General features: G+C 65.1%; 14 protein-coding genes. 8 read left to right on the top strand and 6 right to left on the bottom strand.

Annotation, left to right across the window (positions count from 1 at the left end; translation table 11 throughout):
* Positions 1 to 31: 31 nt before the first annotated feature.
* The 6 genes from accD to AWB65_RS29055 all read left to right on the top strand — a co-directional run bounded on the left by accD (position 32) and on the right by AWB65_RS29055 (position 6,847).
* Entirely contained in the window at positions 32 to 904 is an 873-nt protein-coding gene (gene accD / locus AWB65_RS29080) for an acetyl-CoA carboxylase, carboxyltransferase subunit beta (protein ID WP_087670425.1), read from the top strand.
* An 89-nt stretch (positions 905 to 993) separates the two neighbouring features.
* Positions 994 to 2,304 (top strand): bifunctional tetrahydrofolate synthase/dihydrofolate synthase, encoded by a 1,311-nt coding sequence (gene folC / locus AWB65_RS29075; RefSeq protein WP_087670424.1) that lies wholly within the window; start codon positions 994 to 996, stop codon positions 2,302 to 2,304.
* A 36-nt stretch (positions 2,305 to 2,340) separates the two neighbouring features.
* Positions 2,341 to 3,186: an SPOR domain-containing protein gene (locus tag AWB65_RS29070; protein WP_087670423.1), complete on the top strand. Its 846-nt coding sequence runs from the start codon at positions 2,341 to 2,343 to the stop codon at positions 3,184 to 3,186.
* A gap of 7 nt (positions 3,187 to 3,193) precedes the next feature.
* Positions 3,194 to 3,706: a CvpA family protein gene (locus AWB65_RS29065; RefSeq protein ID WP_087670422.1), complete on the top strand. Its 513-nt coding sequence runs from the start codon at positions 3,194 to 3,196 to the stop codon at positions 3,704 to 3,706.
* Between the two features lie 147 nt (positions 3,707 to 3,853).
* Positions 3,854 to 5,401: an amidophosphoribosyltransferase gene (gene purF / locus AWB65_RS29060; protein ID WP_087670421.1), complete on the top strand. Its 1,548-nt coding sequence runs from the start codon at positions 3,854 to 3,856 to the stop codon at positions 5,399 to 5,401.
* Positions 5,402 to 5,656: 255 nt separating this feature from the next.
* Positions 5,657 to 6,847, top strand: coding sequence for an O-succinylhomoserine sulfhydrylase (locus AWB65_RS29055; protein ID WP_087670420.1), 1,191 nt, complete (start codon positions 5,657 to 5,659; stop codon positions 6,845 to 6,847).
* A gap of 35 nt (positions 6,848 to 6,882) precedes the next feature.
* Here the strand turns inward: AWB65_RS29055 and AWB65_RS29050 are convergent, their stop codons facing one another.
* Together AWB65_RS29050 and AWB65_RS29045 are read right to left on the bottom strand one after the other, a co-directional pair.
* Positions 6,883 to 7,641 carry an AraC family transcriptional regulator gene (locus AWB65_RS29050; protein ID WP_235007826.1) on the bottom strand — a complete coding sequence of 253 codons (759 nt, stop codon included), beginning with the start codon at positions 7,639 to 7,641 and terminating at the stop codon, positions 6,883 to 6,885.
* Positions 7,642 to 7,654: 13 nt separating this feature from the next.
* Complete coding sequence (locus tag AWB65_RS29045) at positions 7,655 to 7,996, bottom strand: FKBP-type peptidyl-prolyl cis-trans isomerase (RefSeq protein ID WP_087670419.1); 342 nt, start codon at positions 7,994 to 7,996, stop codon at positions 7,655 to 7,657.
* 225 nt (positions 7,997 to 8,221) lie between these two features.
* Here AWB65_RS29045 and AWB65_RS29040 point away from each other — a divergent pair, with 225 nt between their 5' ends.
* Positions 8,222 to 9,352, top strand: a complete 1,131-nt coding sequence (locus tag AWB65_RS29040) for a sensor histidine kinase (RefSeq protein ID WP_327359242.1) — start codon at positions 8,222 to 8,224, stop codon at positions 9,350 to 9,352.
* 71 nt (positions 9,353 to 9,423) lie between these two features.
* Complete coding sequence (locus tag AWB65_RS29035) at positions 9,424 to 10,788, top strand: hemolysin family protein (RefSeq protein WP_087670418.1); 1,365 nt, start codon at positions 9,424 to 9,426, stop codon at positions 10,786 to 10,788.
* Positions 10,789 to 10,804: 16 nt separating this feature from the next.
* On the opposite strand, the gene treY is transcribed toward AWB65_RS29035, so the two are convergent.
* The 4 genes from treY to glgX are packed head-to-tail and all read right to left on the bottom strand — an operon-like array spanning position 10,805 to position 20,040.
* Positions 10,805 to 13,690 carry a malto-oligosyltrehalose synthase gene (gene treY / locus AWB65_RS29030; RefSeq protein ID WP_087670417.1) on the bottom strand — a complete coding sequence of 962 codons (2,886 nt, stop codon included), beginning with the start codon at positions 13,688 to 13,690 and terminating at the stop codon, positions 10,805 to 10,807.
* Positions 13,687 to 15,840 carry a 4-alpha-glucanotransferase gene (gene malQ / locus AWB65_RS29025; RefSeq protein WP_087670435.1) on the bottom strand — a complete coding sequence of 718 codons (2,154 nt, stop codon included), beginning with the start codon at positions 15,838 to 15,840 and terminating at the stop codon, positions 13,687 to 13,689. The genes treY and malQ overlap by 4 nt, the downstream gene beginning before the upstream one ends.
* Before the next feature lie 35 nt (positions 15,841 to 15,875).
* The gene (gene treZ, locus AWB65_RS29020; RefSeq protein ID WP_087670416.1) at positions 15,876 to 17,774 is read right to left on the bottom strand and encodes a malto-oligosyltrehalose trehalohydrolase; all 1,899 of its coding nucleotides are present in this window, start codon (positions 17,772 to 17,774) and stop codon (positions 15,876 to 15,878) included.
* Between the two features lie 40 nt (positions 17,775 to 17,814).
* Positions 17,815 to 20,040: a glycogen debranching protein GlgX gene (gene glgX, locus AWB65_RS29015; protein WP_087670415.1), complete on the bottom strand. Its 2,226-nt coding sequence runs from the start codon at positions 20,038 to 20,040 to the stop codon at positions 17,815 to 17,817.
* Positions 20,041 to 20,206 lie beyond the last annotated feature (166 nt).

Genomic DNA, 20,206 nt, shown 5'->3' with positions numbered 1-20,206 from the left:
CGCGAAAAGCGAACATAGGGAAGGAATAACGATGAGCTGGCTCGACAAATTGTTGCCGCCGAAGATCAAGCAAACCGATCCGAAAAGCCGCAAGGGCATCCCCGAAGGTCTGTGGATCAAGTGTCCGGCGTGCGAGGCGGTGCTGTATCGCAATGACGTCGAGGCGAATCTGCACGTGTGTCCGAAGTGCAGCCATCACATGCGTATCGGCGCGCGGGAGCGGCTTGACGGCCTGCTCGATCCGGAAGGTCGCTACGAAATCGGCCAGGAAGTGCTGCCAGTCGATGCGCTGAAATTCAAGGACAGCCGAAAATACCCGGATCGTCTGAAAGAGGCGATGGAAGACACCGACGAAACCGACGCGATGGTCGTCATGGGCGGCGCGATCCACACGCTGCCGGTCGTGGTGGCGTGTTTCGAGTTCTCGTTCATGGGCGGTTCGATGGGCTCGGTGGTCGGCGAGCGGTTCGTGCGCGGCGCGCGCAACGCGATCGAGCAGAACGTGCCGTTCATCTGCTTCACGGCATCGGGCGGCGCACGGATGCAGGAAAGTCTGCTCTCTCTCATGCAGATGGCAAAGACCACCGCGCTCCTGACGAAGCTCTCCGATGCCAAGCTGCCGTTCATCTCCGTCCTCACCGACCCCACGATGGGCGGTGTTTCCGCCAGTTTCGCGTTTTTAGGCGACGTTGTAATCGCCGAACCCAAGGCGCTGATCGGTTTTGCCGGTCCACGCGTGATCGAACAAACGGTGCGCGAGAAACTGCCGGAAGGCTTCCAGCGCGCCGAGTTCCTGATGCAAAAGGGCGCGATCGACATGATCGTCGATCGACGCAAGATGCGCGAAGAAATCGCGCAATTGATGGCACTTCTGACAAGACAGCCGGCCGACTCCGTCGCCTGACGCCCGAGCGAACCGGCGCCGCGTGCGAACCTCAGGTTCCGCGCGGCGTTTTTGCTTTGGCGCCCGTTTTACCCGAATCCGACGATCCAATGAACACATTTTCCACCCTCGACGCATGGCTCGCGTACCTTGAAGCGGCTCATCCGGTCGGCATCGACATGGGTTTGACCCGCATCGGCCAGGTGAAGGACGCGCTCGGGCTCGCTTTCGATTGCCCGGTAATTACTGTCGGCGGGACGAACGGAAAGGGCTCAACCTGCGCGATTCTCGAAACAATTCTCCTGCGTGCGGGATATCGCGTGGGATGCCACACGTCACCGCATCTGCTCGCGTTTAACGAGCGCGCGCGCATCAATGGCGCCGATGCCACCGACGACGAACTCCTCGAACACTTTGAAGCGGTCGAAAAGGCGCGCACTGGCCTCGCGCAACCCGTCTCGCTGACGTATTTCGAGTTCACGACGCTCGCGATCCTGCGCCTTTTCGCATCGCGCGGACTCGATGCGGTGATTCTCGAAGTCGGGCTCGGCGGGCGGCTGGACGCCGTCAACATCATCGATACGGATTGCGCGATCGTGACCAGTATCGATATCGATCACACCGATTACCTCGGCGATACGCGCGAAAAGATCGGTTTCGAGAAGGCGGGCATTCTCCGCGCGGGCAAGCCTGCCGTGTGCGGCGATCCGTCCCCGCCGCAGAGCCTGATCGACCACGCGGAAGCCGTCGGCGCGGATCTTTGGCTCGTCGGGCGCGATTTCCGTTATGAGGCGCAGCCGGGCAACGAACGCCAACAATGGAGCTATATCGGGCGCGCTCAGCGGCGCTCGGCGCTGGCTTATCCGGCGCTGCGCGGAGCGAACCAACTGATTAATACATCGGCGGCACTGGCCGCGCTCGAAGCGCTGCGCGAACGCATTCCGGTGTCGGCGCAGGACATTCGACTCGGGCTTGCGAATGTCGAGCTGGCGGGGCGCTTTCAGGTGCTGCCGGGCAAGCCGCAGATCATCCTCGACGTCGCGCACAATCCGCACGCGGCGGCCGTTCTTGCGCAAAATCTTGGCAATATGGGCTTTTTTCCGTACACCTACGCCGTTTTCGGAGCGATGCGTGACAAGGACATCGAAGGCGTCGTGAACCAGGTAAAAGGCGAAATCGACCACTGGAACGTGACCGCGCTGCCGACGCCGCGCGGGGCGTCGGCAGCGGCGCTGGAATCGGCGTTGCGCGAGGCTGGCGTCAACGACGGGCCCGATAGCAGCGTTACACAATTCGAAACGCCGGCCGCAGCTTTTCAGGACGCAATAAAGAGAGCGTCTGAAAATGATAGACTTCTGGTCTTCGGCAGTTTCTACACGGTGGCCGGCGTGATGGCCTACCGGAAATCGCAGCATCACTGAGACGCACGGCCGTCAAGCCCTCGCACCAAGCCATACATGGGACTTTTCTCGTTCGGCAAGAAAGACGACGCACCTTCCGGTCGCGACGCACACTCCGACTCCGCACGCGGCACGCGTCACACCGTCCGCACGGAACGCCGGACACGGCGCACCGAGCGTCCCGACGCCGACGCAATGATGCTCGACCCCACGCTTCCTGAAAAGCAGCGCGCGCGGCGCCGTCTCGTCGGCGCGGTCGCGCTGGTGCTTGCCGCGGTGATCGTCCTGCCGATGGTGCTCGATTCGCGCCCGAAGCCTGTCACCGACGACATCGCCATCGATATCCCGAATCGCCCGGCGCCGCCCGCAAAGCCGCGCGCCAAGGAACCTACCGACGCCGACACACAAGCGGGCGTTGCACCGGATGGTCCGGTTGCAGCATCGGAGAACGCGGTCGCTGGCGTAGCGACACCGCCGGCCAAGGCCGAAGCCAAAGCCCCGGAAACTGCCGCTCAAGCTAAACCCGCGTCGAGCGCAAAACCGCAAGCGCAAGCGCAAGCCAAGGCAGAACCGAAGCCGAAGGCGACGGAGTCGGACGAAGCGAACACGCATTCCAGCAACACCACAGCCAGCACGGCGAACACGCCGTCGTCGCCGCCGGGAAGCCGCTTTGTTGTGCAGATCGGCACCTTCGACGACGAAGCCGCCGCCCAGAACTGGGTCGCCAAGTTGAAAGCGGCCGGCGTGCCCGCATATGTCGAACATCGCAAGCAGGCAGACGGCTCCTCCCGCGCGTTGTTGCGCGCCGGCCCGTTTGCGGATCGCTCGGCGGCATCGGCGGCGCTTGTGAAGGTGCGTCAGGCGGGCCTCGGCGGCGGCACCAGCAAGTCGTCGGCGAACTAAGCCGCCGATGTTCACGAGTTTCGACTACGCGGTGATGGCCGTGATCGGCCTCTCCGCGATGCGCGGGATGTGGCGCGGCCTGCTGGCCGAAGCGTTCGGCCTGATCGGCTGGATCGCGGCGTTTTTCATCGCCGGACACTTCGTCGGCGTGGTGGTGCCCTACATTCCGGGAAACTGGCCGGGCGGCGCGCTGACCCAGTGGCTGATCGCGTTCCTGCTGGTGGTCGGCGCCGTGCTGCTGGTGTCGAGCGTGCTGTCCGCGCTTTTGACGCGCATCACCGAGGTCACGGGCCTGCGAGGCGTCGACCGGTCGTTGGGTTTGCTGTTCGGCCTCGTGAGAGGGGCTATATTGGTAGTGGTGCTGGTAGCACTCGCCGGCCTCACCGAACTGCCGCAGAAAGAATTTTGGCGCAATGCGCTGCTCAGGCCCGCGGCCGAGCAAGGCGTGCGCGAATTGAAACCGCTGCTTCCCGCTACGCTCGCCGCGTATGTGCGCACTGCGCCGGACACCGCGCAGTAAGACATACGCACGAAGGCTCGCTACACGAGGAACCGCGACGGCTCGGCGCACCGCCGATGCGATCTCTGGCGCCCGGTTCCACCGGCCGTCCGCATCCGTCGTCCGACACCGCTTTTGGACCCGTTTCGACTCTTTGAAGGACATGCCATGTGCGGCATCGTAGGTGTAGTTTCCCAAAGCCCCGTCAATCAGCTCATCTATGACAGCTTGCTGCTCCTGCAGCATCGCGGTCAGGACGCCGCCGGCATCGCGACGGCGAACGGCAACAATTTCCACATGCACAAGGCGAACGGCATGGTGCGCGACGTGTTCCGCACGCGCAACATGCGTAGCCTTCCGGGCAACGTGGGAATTGGCCAGGTGCGCTATCCGACGGCCGGTTCGGCGTCGAGCGAGGAAGAAGCGCAGCCGTTCTACGTGAACGCGCCATTCGGCATCATCCTCGCGCACAACGGCAACCTGACGAACTGGCTGCAACTGAAGGACGAGATGTTCCGCATCGACCGGCGGCACATCAACACCGCGTCCGACACGGAAGTGCTGCTCAACGTCTTCGCGCACGAACTGCAGCTCGCGAGCTCCGGCCTGCAACTCGATCCGGCCGCGCTCTTCAAGGCGGTATCGGGCGTGCATCGGCGGGTGAAGGGGTCGTATGCGATCGTTTCGCTGATCGCGGGCTACGGGCTTGTCGCCTTCCGCGATCCGTTCGGCATCCGTCCGCTCGTGCTCGGCAAGATGGAAACGGCGACGGGCGTCGAGTGGATGGTGGCGTCGGAATCGGTGGCGGTGGAAGGCATCGGCTTCGAATTCGTGCGCGACGTGGAGCCGGGCGAGGCAATCTTCATCGATAGCGACGGCAACCTGCATAGCCAGCAATGCGCCGAAAAGCCGTCGCTGAATCCGTGCATCTTCGAGCTCGTGTATCTGGCGCGGCCCGATTCGTGCCTCGACGGCGTGCCGGTCTACAACGCGCGCCTGCGCATGGGCGACTATCTCGCCGCCAAGATCCAGCGCGTGCTGCCCGATGTGCCGATCGACGTCGTCATGCCGATTCCCGATTCGTCGCGTCCGGCGGCGATGCAGGTCGCGGCGAAGCTCGGCGTCGAATATCGCGAAGGCTTCTTCAAGAACCGCTACGTCGGCCGCACGTTCATCATGCCGGGGCAGGCGGTGCGCAAGAAATCGGTGCGCCAGAAGCTGAACGCGATGGGCATCGAGTTCAAGGGCAAGAACGTGCTGATCGTCGACGATTCGATCGTGCGCGGCACGACATCGCACGAAATCGTGCAGATGGCGCGCGATGCGGGCGCGGCGAAGGTGATTTTCGCGTCGGCGGCGCCGCCGGTGAAGTTCCCGAACGTGTACGGCATCGACATGCCGACGCGCGGTGAACTCGTCGCGCACGGCCGCACCGACGACGAAGTCGCGCGCATGATCGGCGCGGACTACCTCGTCTACCAGGACGTGGAAGACCTGAAGCAGGCGATCCGCGACATCAACCCGGCGCTCGGCGAATTCGAGGCGTCGTGCTTCGACGGCAACTACATCACCGGCGACGTCACGACCGATTACCTCGATCGCATCGAGACCGCGCGTCTTGCGCCGCAATCGCAGTCGGACCGCGATGCCGCGAGCGATGCGCAGGAAGGTGGCATGGCGCGCTCGCAACTGCATCTGCAGTTGTCGGTGGAGTAAGGCGCGGCGCGGGCGGGCCTCACCGCACCGTGTTAGCATCAGGACTTGCGTCGATTTGAGATCAGCTTGCGGACGCGGGGCGGCAACAGAAGCCCCAAACAGCTAAAGCGAAACGGTGGCGACACCGCACCGCCATACGCTTCATCCGCACCCAAGCCCGCTTCTGTCGACGCACAAGCGGGCTTTTTTGCGCCCTGTTTTTTGTGGTGAAAGCTGCCCCAAGCATACGAAAGCAACCCGAACGGACAACACGAAATGGACGACAACCTGAACTTCGACACGCTAGCGGTGCGCGCCGGCACGCTGCGCAGCGACTTCAACGAGCATTCCGAAGCGCTCTTCCTCACGTCGAGCTTCTGCTTTTCGAGCGCCGCCGAGGCCGCCGAGCGCTTCAAGAACTCGGAAGAGTCTTACACGTACTCGCGCTTCACGAACCCGACCGTCTCGATGTTTCAAAACCGCCTTGCCGCGCTCGAAGGCGGCGAAGCGTGCATGGCGACGGCATCGGGCATGGCGGCGATCATGTCGGTCGTGATGTGCGCGCTTCAGCAAGGCGACCACCTCGTCAGCTCGAAGAGCCTGTTCGGATCGACGGTTGGCATGTTCACGCAGATTTTCACGAAGTTCGGCATCACGACGACCTTCGTCGATCCGACCAGTCTCGACGAATGGCAAGCCGCCGTGCGTCCCGAAACGAAGATGTTCTTCCTCGAAACGCCGTCGAATCCGCTGACCGAAGTCGCCGATATCGAGGCGATCGGGAAGATCGCGAAGTCGATGGGCGCGCTGTTCGTCGTCGACAACTGTTTTTGCAGTCCGGCGCTGCAGCAGCCGCTCAAGCTCGGCGCGGACGTCGTCATGCATTCGGCGACCAAGTTCCTCGACGGGCAAGGGCGCGTGCTCGGTGGCGCGCTCGTTGGCTCGAAACAGTTCATCATGGAAAAGGTGTTTCCGTTCGTGCGCAGCGCCGGGCCGACGCTTTCCGCGTTCAACGCGTGGGTGCTGTTGAAGGGCATGGAAACGCTATCGTTGCGCGTCGAGAAGCAATCGGCGAATGCGCTCGAAATCGCGCAATGGCTGGAGACGCATCCGGCGGTCGCGCGCGTGTTCTATCCGGGGTTGGAGTCGCATCCGCAATACGCGATCGCGAAGAAGCAGCAGAAGGCGGGCGGGGCGGTTGTGTCGTTCGAGTTGAAAGGCGCGACGCAGGAAGAGCAGCGCGCGAACGCGTGGCGCGTGATCGATTCGACGAAGGTCTGCTCGATCACCGCCAATCTCGGCGACACGCGCACGACGATCACGCATCCTTCGACGACCACGCATGGCCGATTGACTGCGGAAGTGCGTGAAGCCGCCGGGATTCGCGAAGGGCTGATCCGGCTCGCGGTCGGACTGGAAAACGCGGCGGATATTCGCGCTGACCTGGAGCGTGGTTTGAACGCCTGAAGATAAAAATGGCGCGATGAAAATCGCGCCATTTTTCAATGCTTGCCCGTCCGCCACTGCCCCGGCGCGACGCCGAAGCGTTTTCGAAACGCATGCGTGAACGCGCTTTGATCGGCGAAACCGGTCGTCAGCGCGATATCCGTCAGCGATTCGCGCGGATCGGCGAGCAGCGTGAGCGCCGCGTCCAGCCGCAGCCGCTGCAAATAACGATGTGGCGTCTCGCCGAACGCCTCGCAGAACAACTGGTGGAAGCGCCGCATGCCGAAGCCGCAATGCGCGGCGAGATCGGCGATACGAAGCGGCTCCGACAGATGTGCCCGCAACCACCGGTCGATGCGCGCGAAATCGAGCCCGCGCGCCGCGTCGAGCCGTACGTCCGACATCAGCGCACCGCACAGGTGCGTCGCGGCCTGCCAGGCAAAACGTCGTGCCATCAATGAGGCCGCATCCACACCATCGGCCTGCAACGCCACGCTCTGCACGAGTTGAGTCACAACCGGATCGATCGCGATCGCGCGCGCCGCTTCGAAAAACCGTTCCGGCAACGCAACCGACGCGAACGGCAGGTCGAGCACCAGTTGCCGGTTCTCGCCCGCGGCCCAGTAGTCGTGCCGCGCGCCTGCCGGAATGATCCACGCGCCGTGGCAGTCGATGCGCCGCTCGCGGCCATCGACTGCCATGTCCATCTCGCCGTCGAGGCCGAGCACGATCTGATGAAAATCGTGCACGTCCGACGCCTCCACCGCGCTGTAGCGGCGCAGGGTGACGGACGGAACGAGAAGCGGCGCGGTCACGGTCTCATACGCCTCAGACGTCGAGCAATTCCACTTCGAACACGAGCGTCGCGTTCGGCGGAATCACGCCGCCTGCGCCGCGCGCGCCGTAGCCGAGTTGCGGCGGGATCGTCAGACGGCGCGTGCCGCCGACTTTCATGCCCTGGACGCCCTCGTCCCAACCCTTGATGACCATGCCGCCGCCCAGCACGAAGGCGAACGGGTCGTTGCGGTCCTTGCTCGAATCGAACTTCTGGCCGTCGGTGAGCCAGCCGGTGTAATGCACGCTCACCGTCTTTCCGGCGACGGCTTCCGCGCCTTCGCCCACGGTGAGGTCTTCATACTTGAGTCCGGAATCGGTCGTGACAGTCGACATGAATGCTCCCTTTGTAAGTCCGGCGTGGCCGGTTTCTGGAATCGGTATTGTAGGTCCTCTTGGCGTGACGAGAGCGCGCACGACTATTGCTCTCATTCCCGCGCGCTGTCTCAAAAAAAGACGCAGAAAGTCTCGTCCGATTGATGCATAAGGCGCACGGGCGAACACATATAATGCCTTTGCATCTTCAAAAAGGCTTGGCAACTCTGAACAAGGATTTGAATCGTGACAACGTCCTTTAGCGGTGCACTCGACCCCGAGCCCTCCGCGTTACGCGACGCGACGGTCGCGGGCAATGACGGCGTGCTGGTCCTCGACGCCGCCCAGCGCTGCATCAGCGCCGATACCGTGTTCGCCCATATCTTCGATGTCGATCCGCAGTCGCTCGCGGGCCGTACGCTTGGCGAAACGGCGCTGCCCGCGCCGCTCGTCGCGGTGTTGTCCGGGACCGCCGATGCCGCAGTTGCCGCGAACGGCGCGCGCCGGGCGCAGGTTTCCATCGACGATGGCGGCGCCACGCGTACGTTCACGATTCTCGCGTTGCCCGCCGCGGATCGGGTTTCGCTGATCGTCTGGCCATGCGGCGGTGCGGGCACGGGCGAGTCGAACACGCAGACGGCCGAGCGCCACGCGCATCTGCGCGCCGAGGCCGCGCTTTTCATGCGCGACCAGGTGCTTTCGGTGGTGTCGCACGATCTGCGCGGGCCGCTCAACGCGATCCATAGCTGGGGCTACGTGCTCGAACGCAAGATCGACGCCGCCGATCCCGCCGCGCAACGCGCGCTCACCGGCATCCGCTCGGGCGTCGAGCAGCAGGTGAAGCTGATCGAAACCACAGTCGATACGGCGCGCGCCGAAACCAAAGTGCTCGCGCTGACGCTTCAGCCGTGGGCGATCCGCACGCTCGTCGAGCGCAGCGCGGCGCTCGCGCGCGGCAGCCTCGCGAACGGACGCGGCGTCGCGATCGAAGTCGAATCGCCGCTCGCGGAGGAGCAGATCGAAGGCGACGCGGAGCGCTTGACGCAGGCGCTCTGGCTGATGCTCGCGTTCGCCACGGAGGCGAGCGCCCGCGGTTCGTCGATCGTTTTCGCGAGCGTCGTCGAGGGCAGTTCCTGGCGCTCGACCGTGCACTTCACGGCGTCGGCGGCGGCGCTGATGGACAAGCAGGTGCCGCACGCGCTCGAAGCCGTCGCGCGCAAGCAGGCCACGGCGACGCGCGAAGCCGGGCGCATCGCGTGGGCGCTGGCGCTGTGCAAGCGCGTCGCGGAGGCGCACGGCGGGAGCTTCGAGCAGGGCGATATCGTCGATGGCGCGTCGGTTTCCGTCAGCATGAAAGTGCCGCTCTCGGGCATGTGATTTCTTTTCATTCGGCTATCGGCCCGCTGTCGCCCATATACTGACGCTTTCCATTCCCGGAGAGGGTTGCTTTGGCTCAGGTTGTCGCGCTCATCGGCGCAATGTTGCTCGTCGCGTTGAACGGTTTTTTTGTCGCGGCCGAGTTCGGGCTCGTCAAATTACGTCCGACGCGTGTCAAGGCCATCGCTCGAACCAACGGGCTGCCCGGGCGGCTTCTCGCCAAAGTCCACGGGCAACTCGACGCCTATCTCTCGGCGTGCCAGCTCGGCATCACGCTTGCATCGCTCGGGCTCGGCTGGATCGGCGAACCGGCGTTCGCTTCGTTGCTGCATCCACTCTTCTCGCTCGTCGGGATTGAATCCGAGAAGCTGATCGATTCGATTTCGCTCTTTTTCGCGTTTTCCGTCATTTCGTTCCTGCATATCGTGGTCGGCGAGCTGGCGCCCAAGTCGTGGGCGATCCGCCGTGCCGAGCAGGTCGGCCTGTGGCTCGCGATGCCGCTCTACGGCTTCTACTGGCTGATGTACCCGTTCATCTGGGTGCTGAACGCGAGCGCGAACGGCGTGCTGCGGCTGTTCGGGCTGTCGGGCGAACACGGTCACGACGCGCATTACTCTACCGACGAACTCAAGCTGATCCTGCGCGGCAGGCGGCTTGGCGGGGCGTCGTCGTATAACGCCGACGAGTGGAACACGATCGCCCATTCGCTCGATTTCAGCCGGATGACGGTGTCGGACCTGATGCGGCCCGCGCACGAGATGATCGGCCTGCGCAACGACCTGCCGATGCGCGAAAACCTCAACACGATCGCGCGCCATCGTTTCAGCCGCTATCCGCTCTTCGCCGATGCGTCGGGTGAGCGCGTGCTCGGCATGATTCACCTGAAGGACCTGCTGCTTGCGCGTGAAAGCGAAGGGCGAGGGTTCCCGAGCGGTTTCCCGAAGCGCGACACGGCTCAGACCGACAAGCTGGAAAAGTACGCACGCTCGGTTCAGTACGTCTCGCCGACGCTATCGGCGCTGGAACTGTTCCGGCGCTTTCGCAAAGGCGCGCCGCATTTCGCGCTGGTCGGCAGGAAGGGCTTTAAGCCGATCGGCTTTCTCACGCTCGACAACCTGCTCGGCGCGCTCGTCGGGCAGATTCACGACGAATTCCGCCAGGGCGACGCCGACTGGTCGCGCATGGACGACGGCACGCTGATGGGCAAGGGCAGTCTGCCGGTGGTATCGCTGGAGCGGGCGCTTGGGATCGATATCGACGAAGGGCGCGCGGAGTCGGTCGGCGGCCTCGTGATCAACGCGCTTGGGGACTTGCCGAACGAAGGTCAGCGCGTGGAATTCGACGGCTTCGACATCGTCGTGAAAAAGATGAACGGCCCGCGGATCGTGCTCGTGCGCGTGTATCCGCGGGAGGAGGCGCTGGAGGAGGCGGATTGAGATTGAGGCGCCGCCTCTACCGCACCCCTTCCTCCACCAGCAACGCCACCGGCATCGCCGCTAACGCATCGCGCACGAGCAGCCGCTGGCCGTCGGCTTTCGGCGCACCCGTGCTCATCCAGTCGAACAGCGCGCGCGAGCCGAGCGCGTCCGGCAGGATCACCGCCGTATCGCCCCACTGATCCGCATCGACGAGCGGCGTATCGCCGTGCTTTGCCAAGAGCGGCTCCGCGAGGCGCGTCGCGATCACGATCGCGTACGCGCTGCCCGCATGCCGCGCGAACGCGATCACGCGATCCGCGTGCTTGCCCTGCACCTCTAACGGCAGATATTCGCCCTGCGCGAACAGCGACGCCGCATGCTGCCGCAACGCGAGCGCCCGGCGCACCAGAGCGAGCTTCACGCGCCCGTCGCGCCAGTTCGAAAGCTGCTCGGACGGCGGCCCCTTTGCCTCACCCTCCGCAAGCCACGCACGACGCTGCTCGTAATCCACCGGCCGGCGATTATCGGGGTCGACCAGGCTGAAGTCCCACAATTCCGTGCCCTGGTACAGATCGGGCACGCCCGGCGCCGTTAGCCGGAGCAAAGTTTGTTGAAAACTGTTGACCGCGCCCGCCCGCCCGATGCGTTCCGCGAACGCCGGCAATTCCTTGAGGAAGCCGCCACGCCGTTGCGGCGCGACGATGTCGAACAGGAACTCGCGGCACGCGTTCTCGTAGGCTTCATCGGGCGCGAACCAGCTCGTGCGCAGCTTCGCCTCGCGCAGCGCTTTCAACTGCCATTGCGCGACACGTTCGGCCAGTTCTTTCACGCCCGCTTCGTCATCCGGCGACAACCCCGGCGGCCAGCAGCCGACGAGCGTTTGGTAAAGCATCGCCTCGGCGCCAGGACCGGGCGCCCAGTTCGCGTCGTCGCCATCGACGGGACGGCGCAATGACGTATTCAGCGTTGACCAGTTGTGCAGCGTCGCGGCCCATTCGTCGGGAATCTCGGAGAGCGCCGCGATGCGCGCGCGCACGTCCTCGCCGCGCTTGTGATCGTGTGTCGCGGTGGCGAGCATCGCATGCGGGAACGCCTTCGAGCGCTCCAGATTGCCCTTGTGAAACTCCTCGACCGACAACGCGAACTCGCCCGGATCGGCGCCCACTTCGTTGCGCGACAGGAGCCGTCCGTATCGATAACACGCCGTGTCCTCGACCGCCTTCGCCGCCACCGGAGACGTCAGTTGCGAGAAAAGCGTCTGCGCGCTGCGCCGCTGCGATCCGGTCGATGCGGGCGCGTTCGTGTTCGGCTGCGCTGTCTGGTTGCGGTCGCGGCCGCGTTCGGCGGCGCGCTCGCGCGGTTTCTCGGCGACGGGCGCTTCGTCCGGCAACTTGCCGCCGAGCCATTGCGCAACCTGATCGAGCACGACGTGATCGGCGCGCGGCAACGCGGCGCGCGCCCCGGACAGAGCCTGTGAGAAATAGCGCTCGTCTTCGGCGCTGCGCACCGAGTTCACCGGGTAAATGCGATACACGGGAAACTGCACGACGATCTCGCCGACCACCCGCCGCAGCGAGGAAAAGGTGAAATCGCGCGTGGCGGGCGTATCGCGAGCGATGCGATGCAACGCCCGTGCCACGCGATCGTGTTCCGCAGACAGGTTCTCCGCCAGAATCTTGCGCCGCGCGACGAGCGCTTCATCGGCGAAATCGGCGCTGCGGCCCGAGAGCGCGGCCCACGCCCGCGCAAGCGGCTCGGCGCCTTTCGGATCGTGCAGCAGGGCGCCGACGTCGTTCATGAAGTCGTAGCCGGTCGTGCCGTCGACTTGCCAGTCACCGCGCAACGGCTCGCCGCGCGCGAGAATCTTCTCGACGACGAAATACGTCCGGCCGTTGCCGTGCTGAAGCGCTTCCGGCCGTTCCTTCGACAATTCCTCTAGCCGCTGGCGCAGCCGCTGGCAATATTCGCGCGGCTCCGCGAGGCCGTCGACGTGATCGATCCGCACGCCGTCGATCAGGCCCTCGGTGAAGAGCCGGAAGATCAGCGCGTGCGACGCCTCGAACACCTCCGGCCGCTCGACGCGCACCCCGCCGAGCGTGCTGACGTCGAAAAAGCGCCGCCAGTTGACTTCGTCGGCAGCGGTGCGCCACCACGCGAGCCTGAAATGCTGGCGCTCCAGCAGGCGATGCAGGCGCTCGCGTCCCTGCGGCGAACCCGCGCCGTGCGCGGCGAGCGTCGCGGCGATCGCGGCCTTGCCGCCTTCGGTCGCGGCGAGCGTGACGAGCGCGGCGCGGGCGTCGGCGGCGCGCGGCTGGTCGGTGGGCTGCGTCGTGAGGCCGGTGAAACGCTGCGCGAGTTCAGGCGCTTCCTGCAGGATCGACGGGTAATCGACCGGGCACACCGGAAACGTGTGCGCGTAGTACTCGATCACGAAGCGGCCTTCGTCCGCCAAAAACGCGAGCTTGATCTTGCCGCCGTGCAGTTCCTCGCCGTAGGCAGCGCCCAGGAAGGGCGCGAGCACCTTGCCGCGCAGCGCGGGATCGGGCGAATGCCAGTCCACGTCGAAAAAGCGCGCGTGCGCCGCGTGCCGGCCCCATTCGAGGATGTCGAGCCACCACGTATTCTCCGAGCCGCCGACGCCCATGTGATTCGGCACGACATCGACGATCAGCCCCATGTCGTGCGCGCGCAGCTTTTCGACGAAGCGCCTGAGCGCGTCCTCGCCGCCGAGTTCCGGATTCACATGGGTGTAGTCGACGGTGTCGTAGCCGTGCGTCGAGCCGCTCGTCGCGGTGGTGATCGGCGAGGCGTACGCGTGGCTGATTCCGAGCGCGGCGAGGTAGTCGACCTGGGCGGCGGCGTCGTCGAAGGTGAAGTCCTTGTGAAGCTGGAGCCGGAACGTGGAGCGCGGTACGGTCATTTTGTTTCGATCGGTGGTGGGTTCAGCGTTGAGCGGGAACGCGCGCTATCGACGGCCAGCAGCCGGTCCGCGAACGAATCGTCGAGAAACAGTTCTTCGACCGGCGCGGCGAGCCGCCGGCGCCAGTTCGGGTGCTCGTCGATGGAACCGGGCAAATTCGGCTGTTCGGCGAGCGCGAGCAAATCTTCCAGCGGATACGTAACGAGCGGCGCGGGCGTCGCGGCGACGAACGCCAGCGCCTCGTCGACCGGCGCGCTTTCGACCGGCGGCGCGCTCACATCGGGCGGCGCGACGCCAGCGTCCTGAAACGCCTGCCACAAGTGGTCGCGATCGGCGCCGCGCTCTTCCATCGCAAGGGCGACCGGGTCCTGGCCGTCCTCGCGCGCGGCCGTCTGGCCGATCTTCGCGCGCCATTCGATATCCGCGCCGCGCCACCAGCCCGTCACGGTCGGCAAATCGTGCGTGGTCGTCGTGGCGGTTACTCCGCGGTCCCAGTCGCGCGGCGGCTTGAAACCGTCGCCTTTCACGGCGCGCTCGAACCACAGCACACGGATGCCCAGCAGGCCGTGTTCCTGCAACCGTTCGGTGAAGCCGGGTGGCACGGTGCCGAGATCCTCACCAACCACGATCGCGCGATGCCGCCACGATTCGAGCGCGATCAGGCGCAGCAGGTCGTCGAGCGGATAGCGAAGGTAGGCGCCGTCCCTGGCGGGCTCGCCGTCGGGCACGAGCCAGAGACGCCGCAAGCCGAGAATGTGATCGATGCGGATACCGCCCGCCCGCGCAAACGACGCGCGCAGCATGTCGATGAACGCGGAGAAGCCTTGCGTGCGCATCGCGCGTGGTGAAAACGTGGTGAGTCCCCACGACTGCCCGGCTTGATTGAAAAGATCGGGCGGCGCGCCGACGGATACGCCCGTGAGCATCTCGTCGCGATACGACCACGCGTGGCTGCCCGCGCTGTCGCACCCGACGGCCAGATCCGCGATCAGCCCGACCGCCATGCCCGCGTCCTGCGCGGCGTGCTGCGCGTGAGCCAGGCCCTTCGCAGCGAGCCATTGCGTGAAGAGATAAAAATCCACTTCCCGCCGATTCGCCTCCGCGAACGCTGCAACGGCATCGCTTCTCGGGTCGCGCAGTTCGTCGGGCCAGTTGCGCCAGTGGCCGTTGCCGCCGGCTTCGAGCTGCGCGGCCTGCAGCGCTTCGAAGCGCGCGTGGTCTTCGAGCGCGCGTCCGCCGCTTTCGGTGAACGCGGCAAAGTCCTTCGCGAACGGCGAGTCGCCGTCTTGCGAGAAGGTATCGAAGAGCGCGCGGAACACGGCGAGCTTCGCTTTCGACGCGCGCGGCCAGTCGATCAGCGGGAGCGCTTCCAGTTGCTTCATTTCGTCGGCGACGCCCGCGCGCTCGATCGCCGCGCGTGCAGCGGGCGCCCCGAGGACGGCGGCCGGATCGACGTGCGCGATGTTCAGAAAGAGCCGCGACGACGGCGAATACGGGCTGAACTTCAGCGGCTCGGCGCTGAACATCGCGTGCATCGGGCTGATCGCGACGGCGTGACTGCCGCGTTTCGCGCTCTGGATCGCGAGCGTAGCCAGCGACGAGAAGTCGCCAACGCCGCCATCGCCCGGACGGCGCAGCCCGTAGACCTGCGCCGCCACGCCCCAGAGCGGTGGCGCGTCCTTCGACTGGTCGTCGTGCAGCGTGCGCCAGGCGTCGTGGATCGTGTAGCAGCGCGACGGCGCGACGGCGAGCGTGGTGTGATGGTCGTTGATCACGAGCGTGTGATAGCCCGGCTCGGCGATCGGCGAAAGCAGCGCCTGCTCGCCCTTCGGCGACGTGAACCGGCCGTCGATCACGGCACCGCTTTCCAGCTCGATCTTGTAGCGCGCGCCCGATTTCGCCACCGACACCGGCAGCGCGATCGCACGATCCACCTCGGCGGTGATGAGCGGCGGCAGCTTGCGGCCGGACAGTTCGGCATCGAGCACGGACAGGCTGTGCTTGAGTTGCGTCGAGTTGGCGCACGGCAGGCCCAGGCGTTCGAGCAGCACGCGCAGCGTCGTTTCCGGTACGCGGCGCGTGTTTCTGTGCGCGTCGAGCCATTCGACTTCGAAGCCCGCGCGCGCGGCCAGTGTCTCGATCGCGCTCATCGGCGCAGGCGTGGATGGGTTGGCGGTGGTCGCGCTCACGATGCTCGTCCTTCGGTCGTCGTGGGTTCGAAGCGGCGCGCGTCGTGGGCGCTGGCGTAGTCGTTCACCTCGCCCGTCAGCCACGCGACGAACGTGTGCTCGCCGAGTTCGCCGCGCTTCACGCGATCCTGTGCGCGCGCGGGCGTCTCGAAAATAATCTTGCCGGGCGGGATTTCGCCGAGCGCGACGCTTTCGCCGCCGAGATTCAGCGCGATGGTGAGCGTCTCGCCGTCGCCGAGGCGCCAGTGCGCGGTGATCGCTTTAGCAGCGAGCACGGTCGCGCCGCGCGCCTTCGCATCCTTCAGGCGCGGCGTGATCAGCTTCGCGCGCACCGCGAGCGCCGAGCGGTAGAAATGCAGCCATTCGTTTTCTTCAGGGCCGCGTTCACGGTTTCTGGAAGGTGACGACATCTCGAACGTGCTTGCAGCGTTCGGATCGGGGATTTGCGCGCGGCGTTTTTCGTCGGTGAACGCGGAGAACTTCGCGAACTCCCTGCGACGCCCTTCGCGAACGGCGTCGGCGAGTTCGTCGTGGTAATCGGTGAAGAAGAGGAAAGGCTGTTTCGAACCGTATTGCTCTTCCATGAACAGCATCGGAATTTGCGGCGAGAGCAGCAGCAAACCCGTCGCGGCGAAAAGCGCATCGTCGGAGACCAGCGAACGCAGGCGCTCGCCCATCGCGCGGTTGCCGACCTGATCGTGGTTCTGCAGGAACATGACGAACGCGGTCGGCGGCAGGTGCGCGCTTGGTTCGCCGCGCGGCTTGCCGTCGTGAATCGGCGACGGATCGCCCTGATACACGAAGCCTTCCGACAGCACGCGCGCGAGTTTTTCGATCGGCTTCTCAATGTAAGCGCTGTAATAGCTCTCGTCCTCACCCGTCAGCAGGACGTGCAGCGTGTTGTGCGAATCGTCGCTCCACTGGGCGTTGAAATGCGTTTCCAGCAGGTTCGACGTGTTGTGCTCGTTTTCCAGCACGAGATGCACGTGTCGCCCCGTTTCCACCGAACTGCGCACGCAGTGGGCGAGTTCGCGCAGCCATTCGTCGTCGTCGATGGCGTGGACGGCGTCGAGGCGCAGGCCGTCGAAGCGATATTCGCGCAGCCAGTAGAGCGCGTTGTCAAAGAAGAAATCGCGCACTTGCGGACGCTCGAAATCGATCGCGGGGCCCCAGGGCGTGTTGACGCCCTCGCGGAAAAACGTCTTCGCGTACGCGCTCAGGTAGTTGCCGTCCGGGCCGAAGTGGTTGTAGACGACGTCGAGAAACACCATCAGGCCGAGGCCGTGCGCGGTGTCGATCAGCTTCTTGAGTTCTTCAGGACGCCCGTAGGACGAGTCCGGCGCGTACGGCAGCACGCCGTCGTAGCCCCAGTTGCGCGCGCCGGAGAAGTCGTTGAGCGGCATCAACTCGATGGCCGTCACGCCAAGTTCCGCCAGTTCCGGCAGCCGCGCGGTGACGCCCGCATAGCCGCCCATCGCGCCGACATGCAGTTCGTAAAGCACCGTCTCTTCCCACGGCCGGCCGTGCCAGTTCGTGTTCGTCCAGCGATACGCGCGCGGATCGACGACTTCGCTCGGGCCGTGCACGTCCTCAGGCTGAAAGCGCGACGCGGGATCAGGCACCGCGAGGTCATTGTCCAGCCGATACAGATAGCGCGTTCCGGCGCCGCCATCGGCTTCGGCTTCGAACCAGCCGTTGCCTGCCGGCTCCATGTCGATCAGCGTGGGCGCGGCGTTCGCGCCGCCGTGGATTTCCAGCTGCACCGTCTCGCGCGAGGGCGCCCAGAACCGGTAGCGCGTCCGGGGCGTATCCCGCGCCGCGCCCGTGAGATGCGCGCCGAACGGCAGGCAGTAGGCGTAGTGATGCTTGTGCGGATCGATCGGACATTCAGACATGGTTTCCTGCCGTTATCGGTTGCTTTAGGTCGTGCTGCGCTTAGTGCTGCGAGTCTGTGTCCGGCGGCTGGCGCGGCACCATCGTGCCGGGATCGGGCGGCAGCGCCGTCAGAAGCCGTGGTCCCTGGTGCGCGCCCGCCATCCAGACCGCCTGCCAGTCGGCGTCGCCGGTCGGCTGGGCGAGCAGCACGACGATGCTGTGCGCAGCCACTTCCATCTCGCCGCCGATGAGCGGCCGCTGCGGTGCATCAGGGTCCGCGCTATCGAGGAGCACGTTCCATTCCAAGTGAGGTGGCGGGGGCGCAAACGTGAGCGGCTGCGACGACGCATTGAGCATCAGCAGGATTACATCCGTGTCCCCCGAGAGGCCCGGCCCAGCGCGGCGCAGCGTCAGCGCGCGGCCTTCCGGGTCCTGCCATGCCTCGATCGCAAGCGCTGTGCCGCGCTCGTCAAACCAGCTTACGTCGTAGAGGCCCGGCAGCACTTCGCGGTCGCCGTAGAGGAAGCGCGGTTCGCGCAGCACCGGGTATTTTTTGCGCAGTGCAACGACGCGCGCAACATACTCCGTCAGCGCTTTTCCTTCCGGCGTCTGCGCCTGGTCCCAGTCGATCCACGAAGTCTCGTTGTCCTGGCAGTACGCGTTGTTGTTGCCACGTTGGGTGCGGCCGAATTCGTCGCCGCCGAGCAGCATCGGCGTGCCGAGCGACAGGAGCGTCGTGGCGATCAGCGAGCGGGCGACACGGCCGCGCGTCTCGTTGATCTGGGGATCGACGGACGGGCCTTCCACACCCCAGTTTGCGCTGCAATTTTCGTTGTGTCCGTCGTTGTTGCCCTCCTGGTTCAGCTCGTTGTGCTTGTGCTCGTAGGCGGTCACATCTGCAAGTGGGAAGCCGTCGTGCGATGACACGAAATTCAGCGACGCCCACGGCTTCCTGAAGCGGCGGTTGAACAGTTCCGCCGATCCGGTCAGACGTGCCGCGAGGTCGGGGCGCATGCCGGCGTCGCCGCGCCAGAAGCGGCGCACGCCGTCGCGGAACTTGTCGTTCCATTCGGCGAAACCCGGCGGATGATTGCCGACCTGATAGCCGTCCGGGCCGATGTCCCACGGTTCGGAAATCAGCTTGCGCGTCGAGAGGATGGGGTCCTGGCGGATCGCATCGAAGAAGCCGGAGCCCGGGTCGAAACCGTGGCCCTCGCGACCCAGCGTGACGCCGAGATCGAAACGAAAGCCGTCGATATTGAAGGCGGTCGCCCAGTAGCGCAGCGAGTCCATGACCATCTGCAACACGCGCGGATGCGACAGGTTCACCGTATTGCCGCAGCCGGTTTCGTTGATGTAGCGGCGTTCGTCGCCGGGGATCAGGCGGTAGTAGCTCGCGTTGTCGAGGCCGCGCCACGAGGTGGTCGGGCCGAGTTCATTGCCTTCGCACGTGTGGTTGTAGACCACGTCGAGGATCACTTCGATGCCGGCCGCGTGCAGTTGCCGCACGGCGATGCGCATCTCGTTCAGGCGGTGCGTCGACAGATACGACGGCTCGGGCGCGAAGAACGCCGCGGTGTTGTAGCCCCAGTAGTTGCGCAGGCCTTTTTCGACGAGGAAGCGGTCGTTGAGGAACGCGTGGACCGGCAGGAATTCGACGGCGGTGATGCCGAGTTTTTGCAGATGCTCGATGAACCACGGCGACGAGAGCGCCGCGAACGAACCGCGTTCGTGCTGTCGGATGTCGTTACGCAGCATCGACGTGCCGCGCACGTGCGTTTCGTAGATGATGGTTTCGCCCCAGGGGATGTCGGGGCGGACGTCGCGGGACCAGTCGAAGGCGTCGTCCGTGACGATGGCTTTGGGCATCGCGGGCGCGGAGTCGCGGCGGTCCATCGACATGTCGAGGCGATTCGAATGCACGCGATAGCCGAAGAGGGCGTCGGACCATCGCCAGGGGCCTACCAGTTTTTTTGCGTAGGGGTCGAGCAGGAGCTTGTGAGGGTTGAAGCGGTGACCGTGCTGCGGCTGGTAGGGACCGTGCGCACGCAGGCCGTAGACCGTGCCGGGATGCGCGCCCGGCAAATAGCCGTGCCAGATTTCATCGGTGCATTCGGGCAGGTCGAAGCGCATCAGTTCCTTGCGGCCCGTGCTGTCGAAGAGGCACACCTCGATGCGGTGCGCATTCGACGAAAACACCGCGAAGTTCACGCCTAAACCATCCCAGTTGGCTCCGAGCGGATAAGGGGCGCCCGGGAGCAACTTTTCGGGAAGTGCATTAGCCATTGGGGACTCGCGTTTGCTCGTTTTTGGGGTTGGGTTGGTAAACCGTTTGATGCGCTTGTGCTCCTAAGGAACTTGCTTTCTTCTCGGTCTATTAGCTCTGCCCCTGTCCGGGGCGGGACTCACTTTCTTTGCTGCTGCAAAGAAAGTAAGCAAAGAAAGCAGCTTC

The sequence above is a fragment of the Caballeronia humi genome, from assembly GCF_001544475.1.
Lineage (GTDB): Bacteria > Pseudomonadota > Gammaproteobacteria > Burkholderiales > Burkholderiaceae > Caballeronia > Caballeronia humi.
Note: the sequence above shows the minus strand (reverse complement) of the source record. Positions and strands in the feature narration are given on the sequence as shown.

What these genes read in the sequence shown, in the direction of transcription:
- AWB65_RS29065 (WP_087670422.1), top strand. Translation starts at nt 3,194, where the DNA reads ATGTTCACGAGTTTCGACTACGCGGTGATGGCCGTGATCGGCCTCTCC.
- AWB65_RS29045 (WP_087670419.1), bottom strand. Translation starts at nt 7,996, where the DNA reads ATGTCGACTGTCACGACCGATTCCGGACTCAAGTATGAAGACCTCACC.
- AWB65_RS29055 (WP_087670420.1), top strand. Translation starts at nt 5,657, where the DNA reads ATGGACGACAACCTGAACTTCGACACGCTAGCGGTGCGCGCCGGCACG.
- malQ (WP_087670435.1), bottom strand. Translation starts at nt 15,840, where the DNA reads ATGAGCGCGATCGAGACACTGGCCGCGCGCGCGGGCTTCGAAGTCGAA.
- AWB65_RS29070 (WP_087670423.1), top strand. Translation starts at nt 2,341, where the DNA reads ATGGGACTTTTCTCGTTCGGCAAGAAAGACGACGCACCTTCCGGTCGC.
- treZ (WP_087670416.1), bottom strand. Translation starts at nt 17,774, where the DNA reads ATGTCTGAATGTCCGATCGATCCGCACAAGCATCACTACGCCTACTGC.
- purF (WP_087670421.1), top strand. Translation starts at nt 3,854, where the DNA reads ATGTGCGGCATCGTAGGTGTAGTTTCCCAAAGCCCCGTCAATCAGCTC.
- glgX (WP_087670415.1), bottom strand. Translation starts at nt 20,040, where the DNA reads ATGGCTAATGCACTTCCCGAAAAGTTGCTCCCGGGCGCCCCTTATCCG.
- treY (WP_087670417.1), bottom strand. Translation starts at nt 13,690, where the DNA reads ATGACCGTACCGCGCTCCACGTTCCGGCTCCAGCTTCACAAGGACTTC.
- folC (WP_087670424.1), top strand. Translation starts at nt 994, where the DNA reads ATGAACACATTTTCCACCCTCGACGCATGGCTCGCGTACCTTGAAGCG.
- accD (WP_087670425.1), top strand. Translation starts at nt 32, where the DNA reads ATGAGCTGGCTCGACAAATTGTTGCCGCCGAAGATCAAGCAAACCGAT.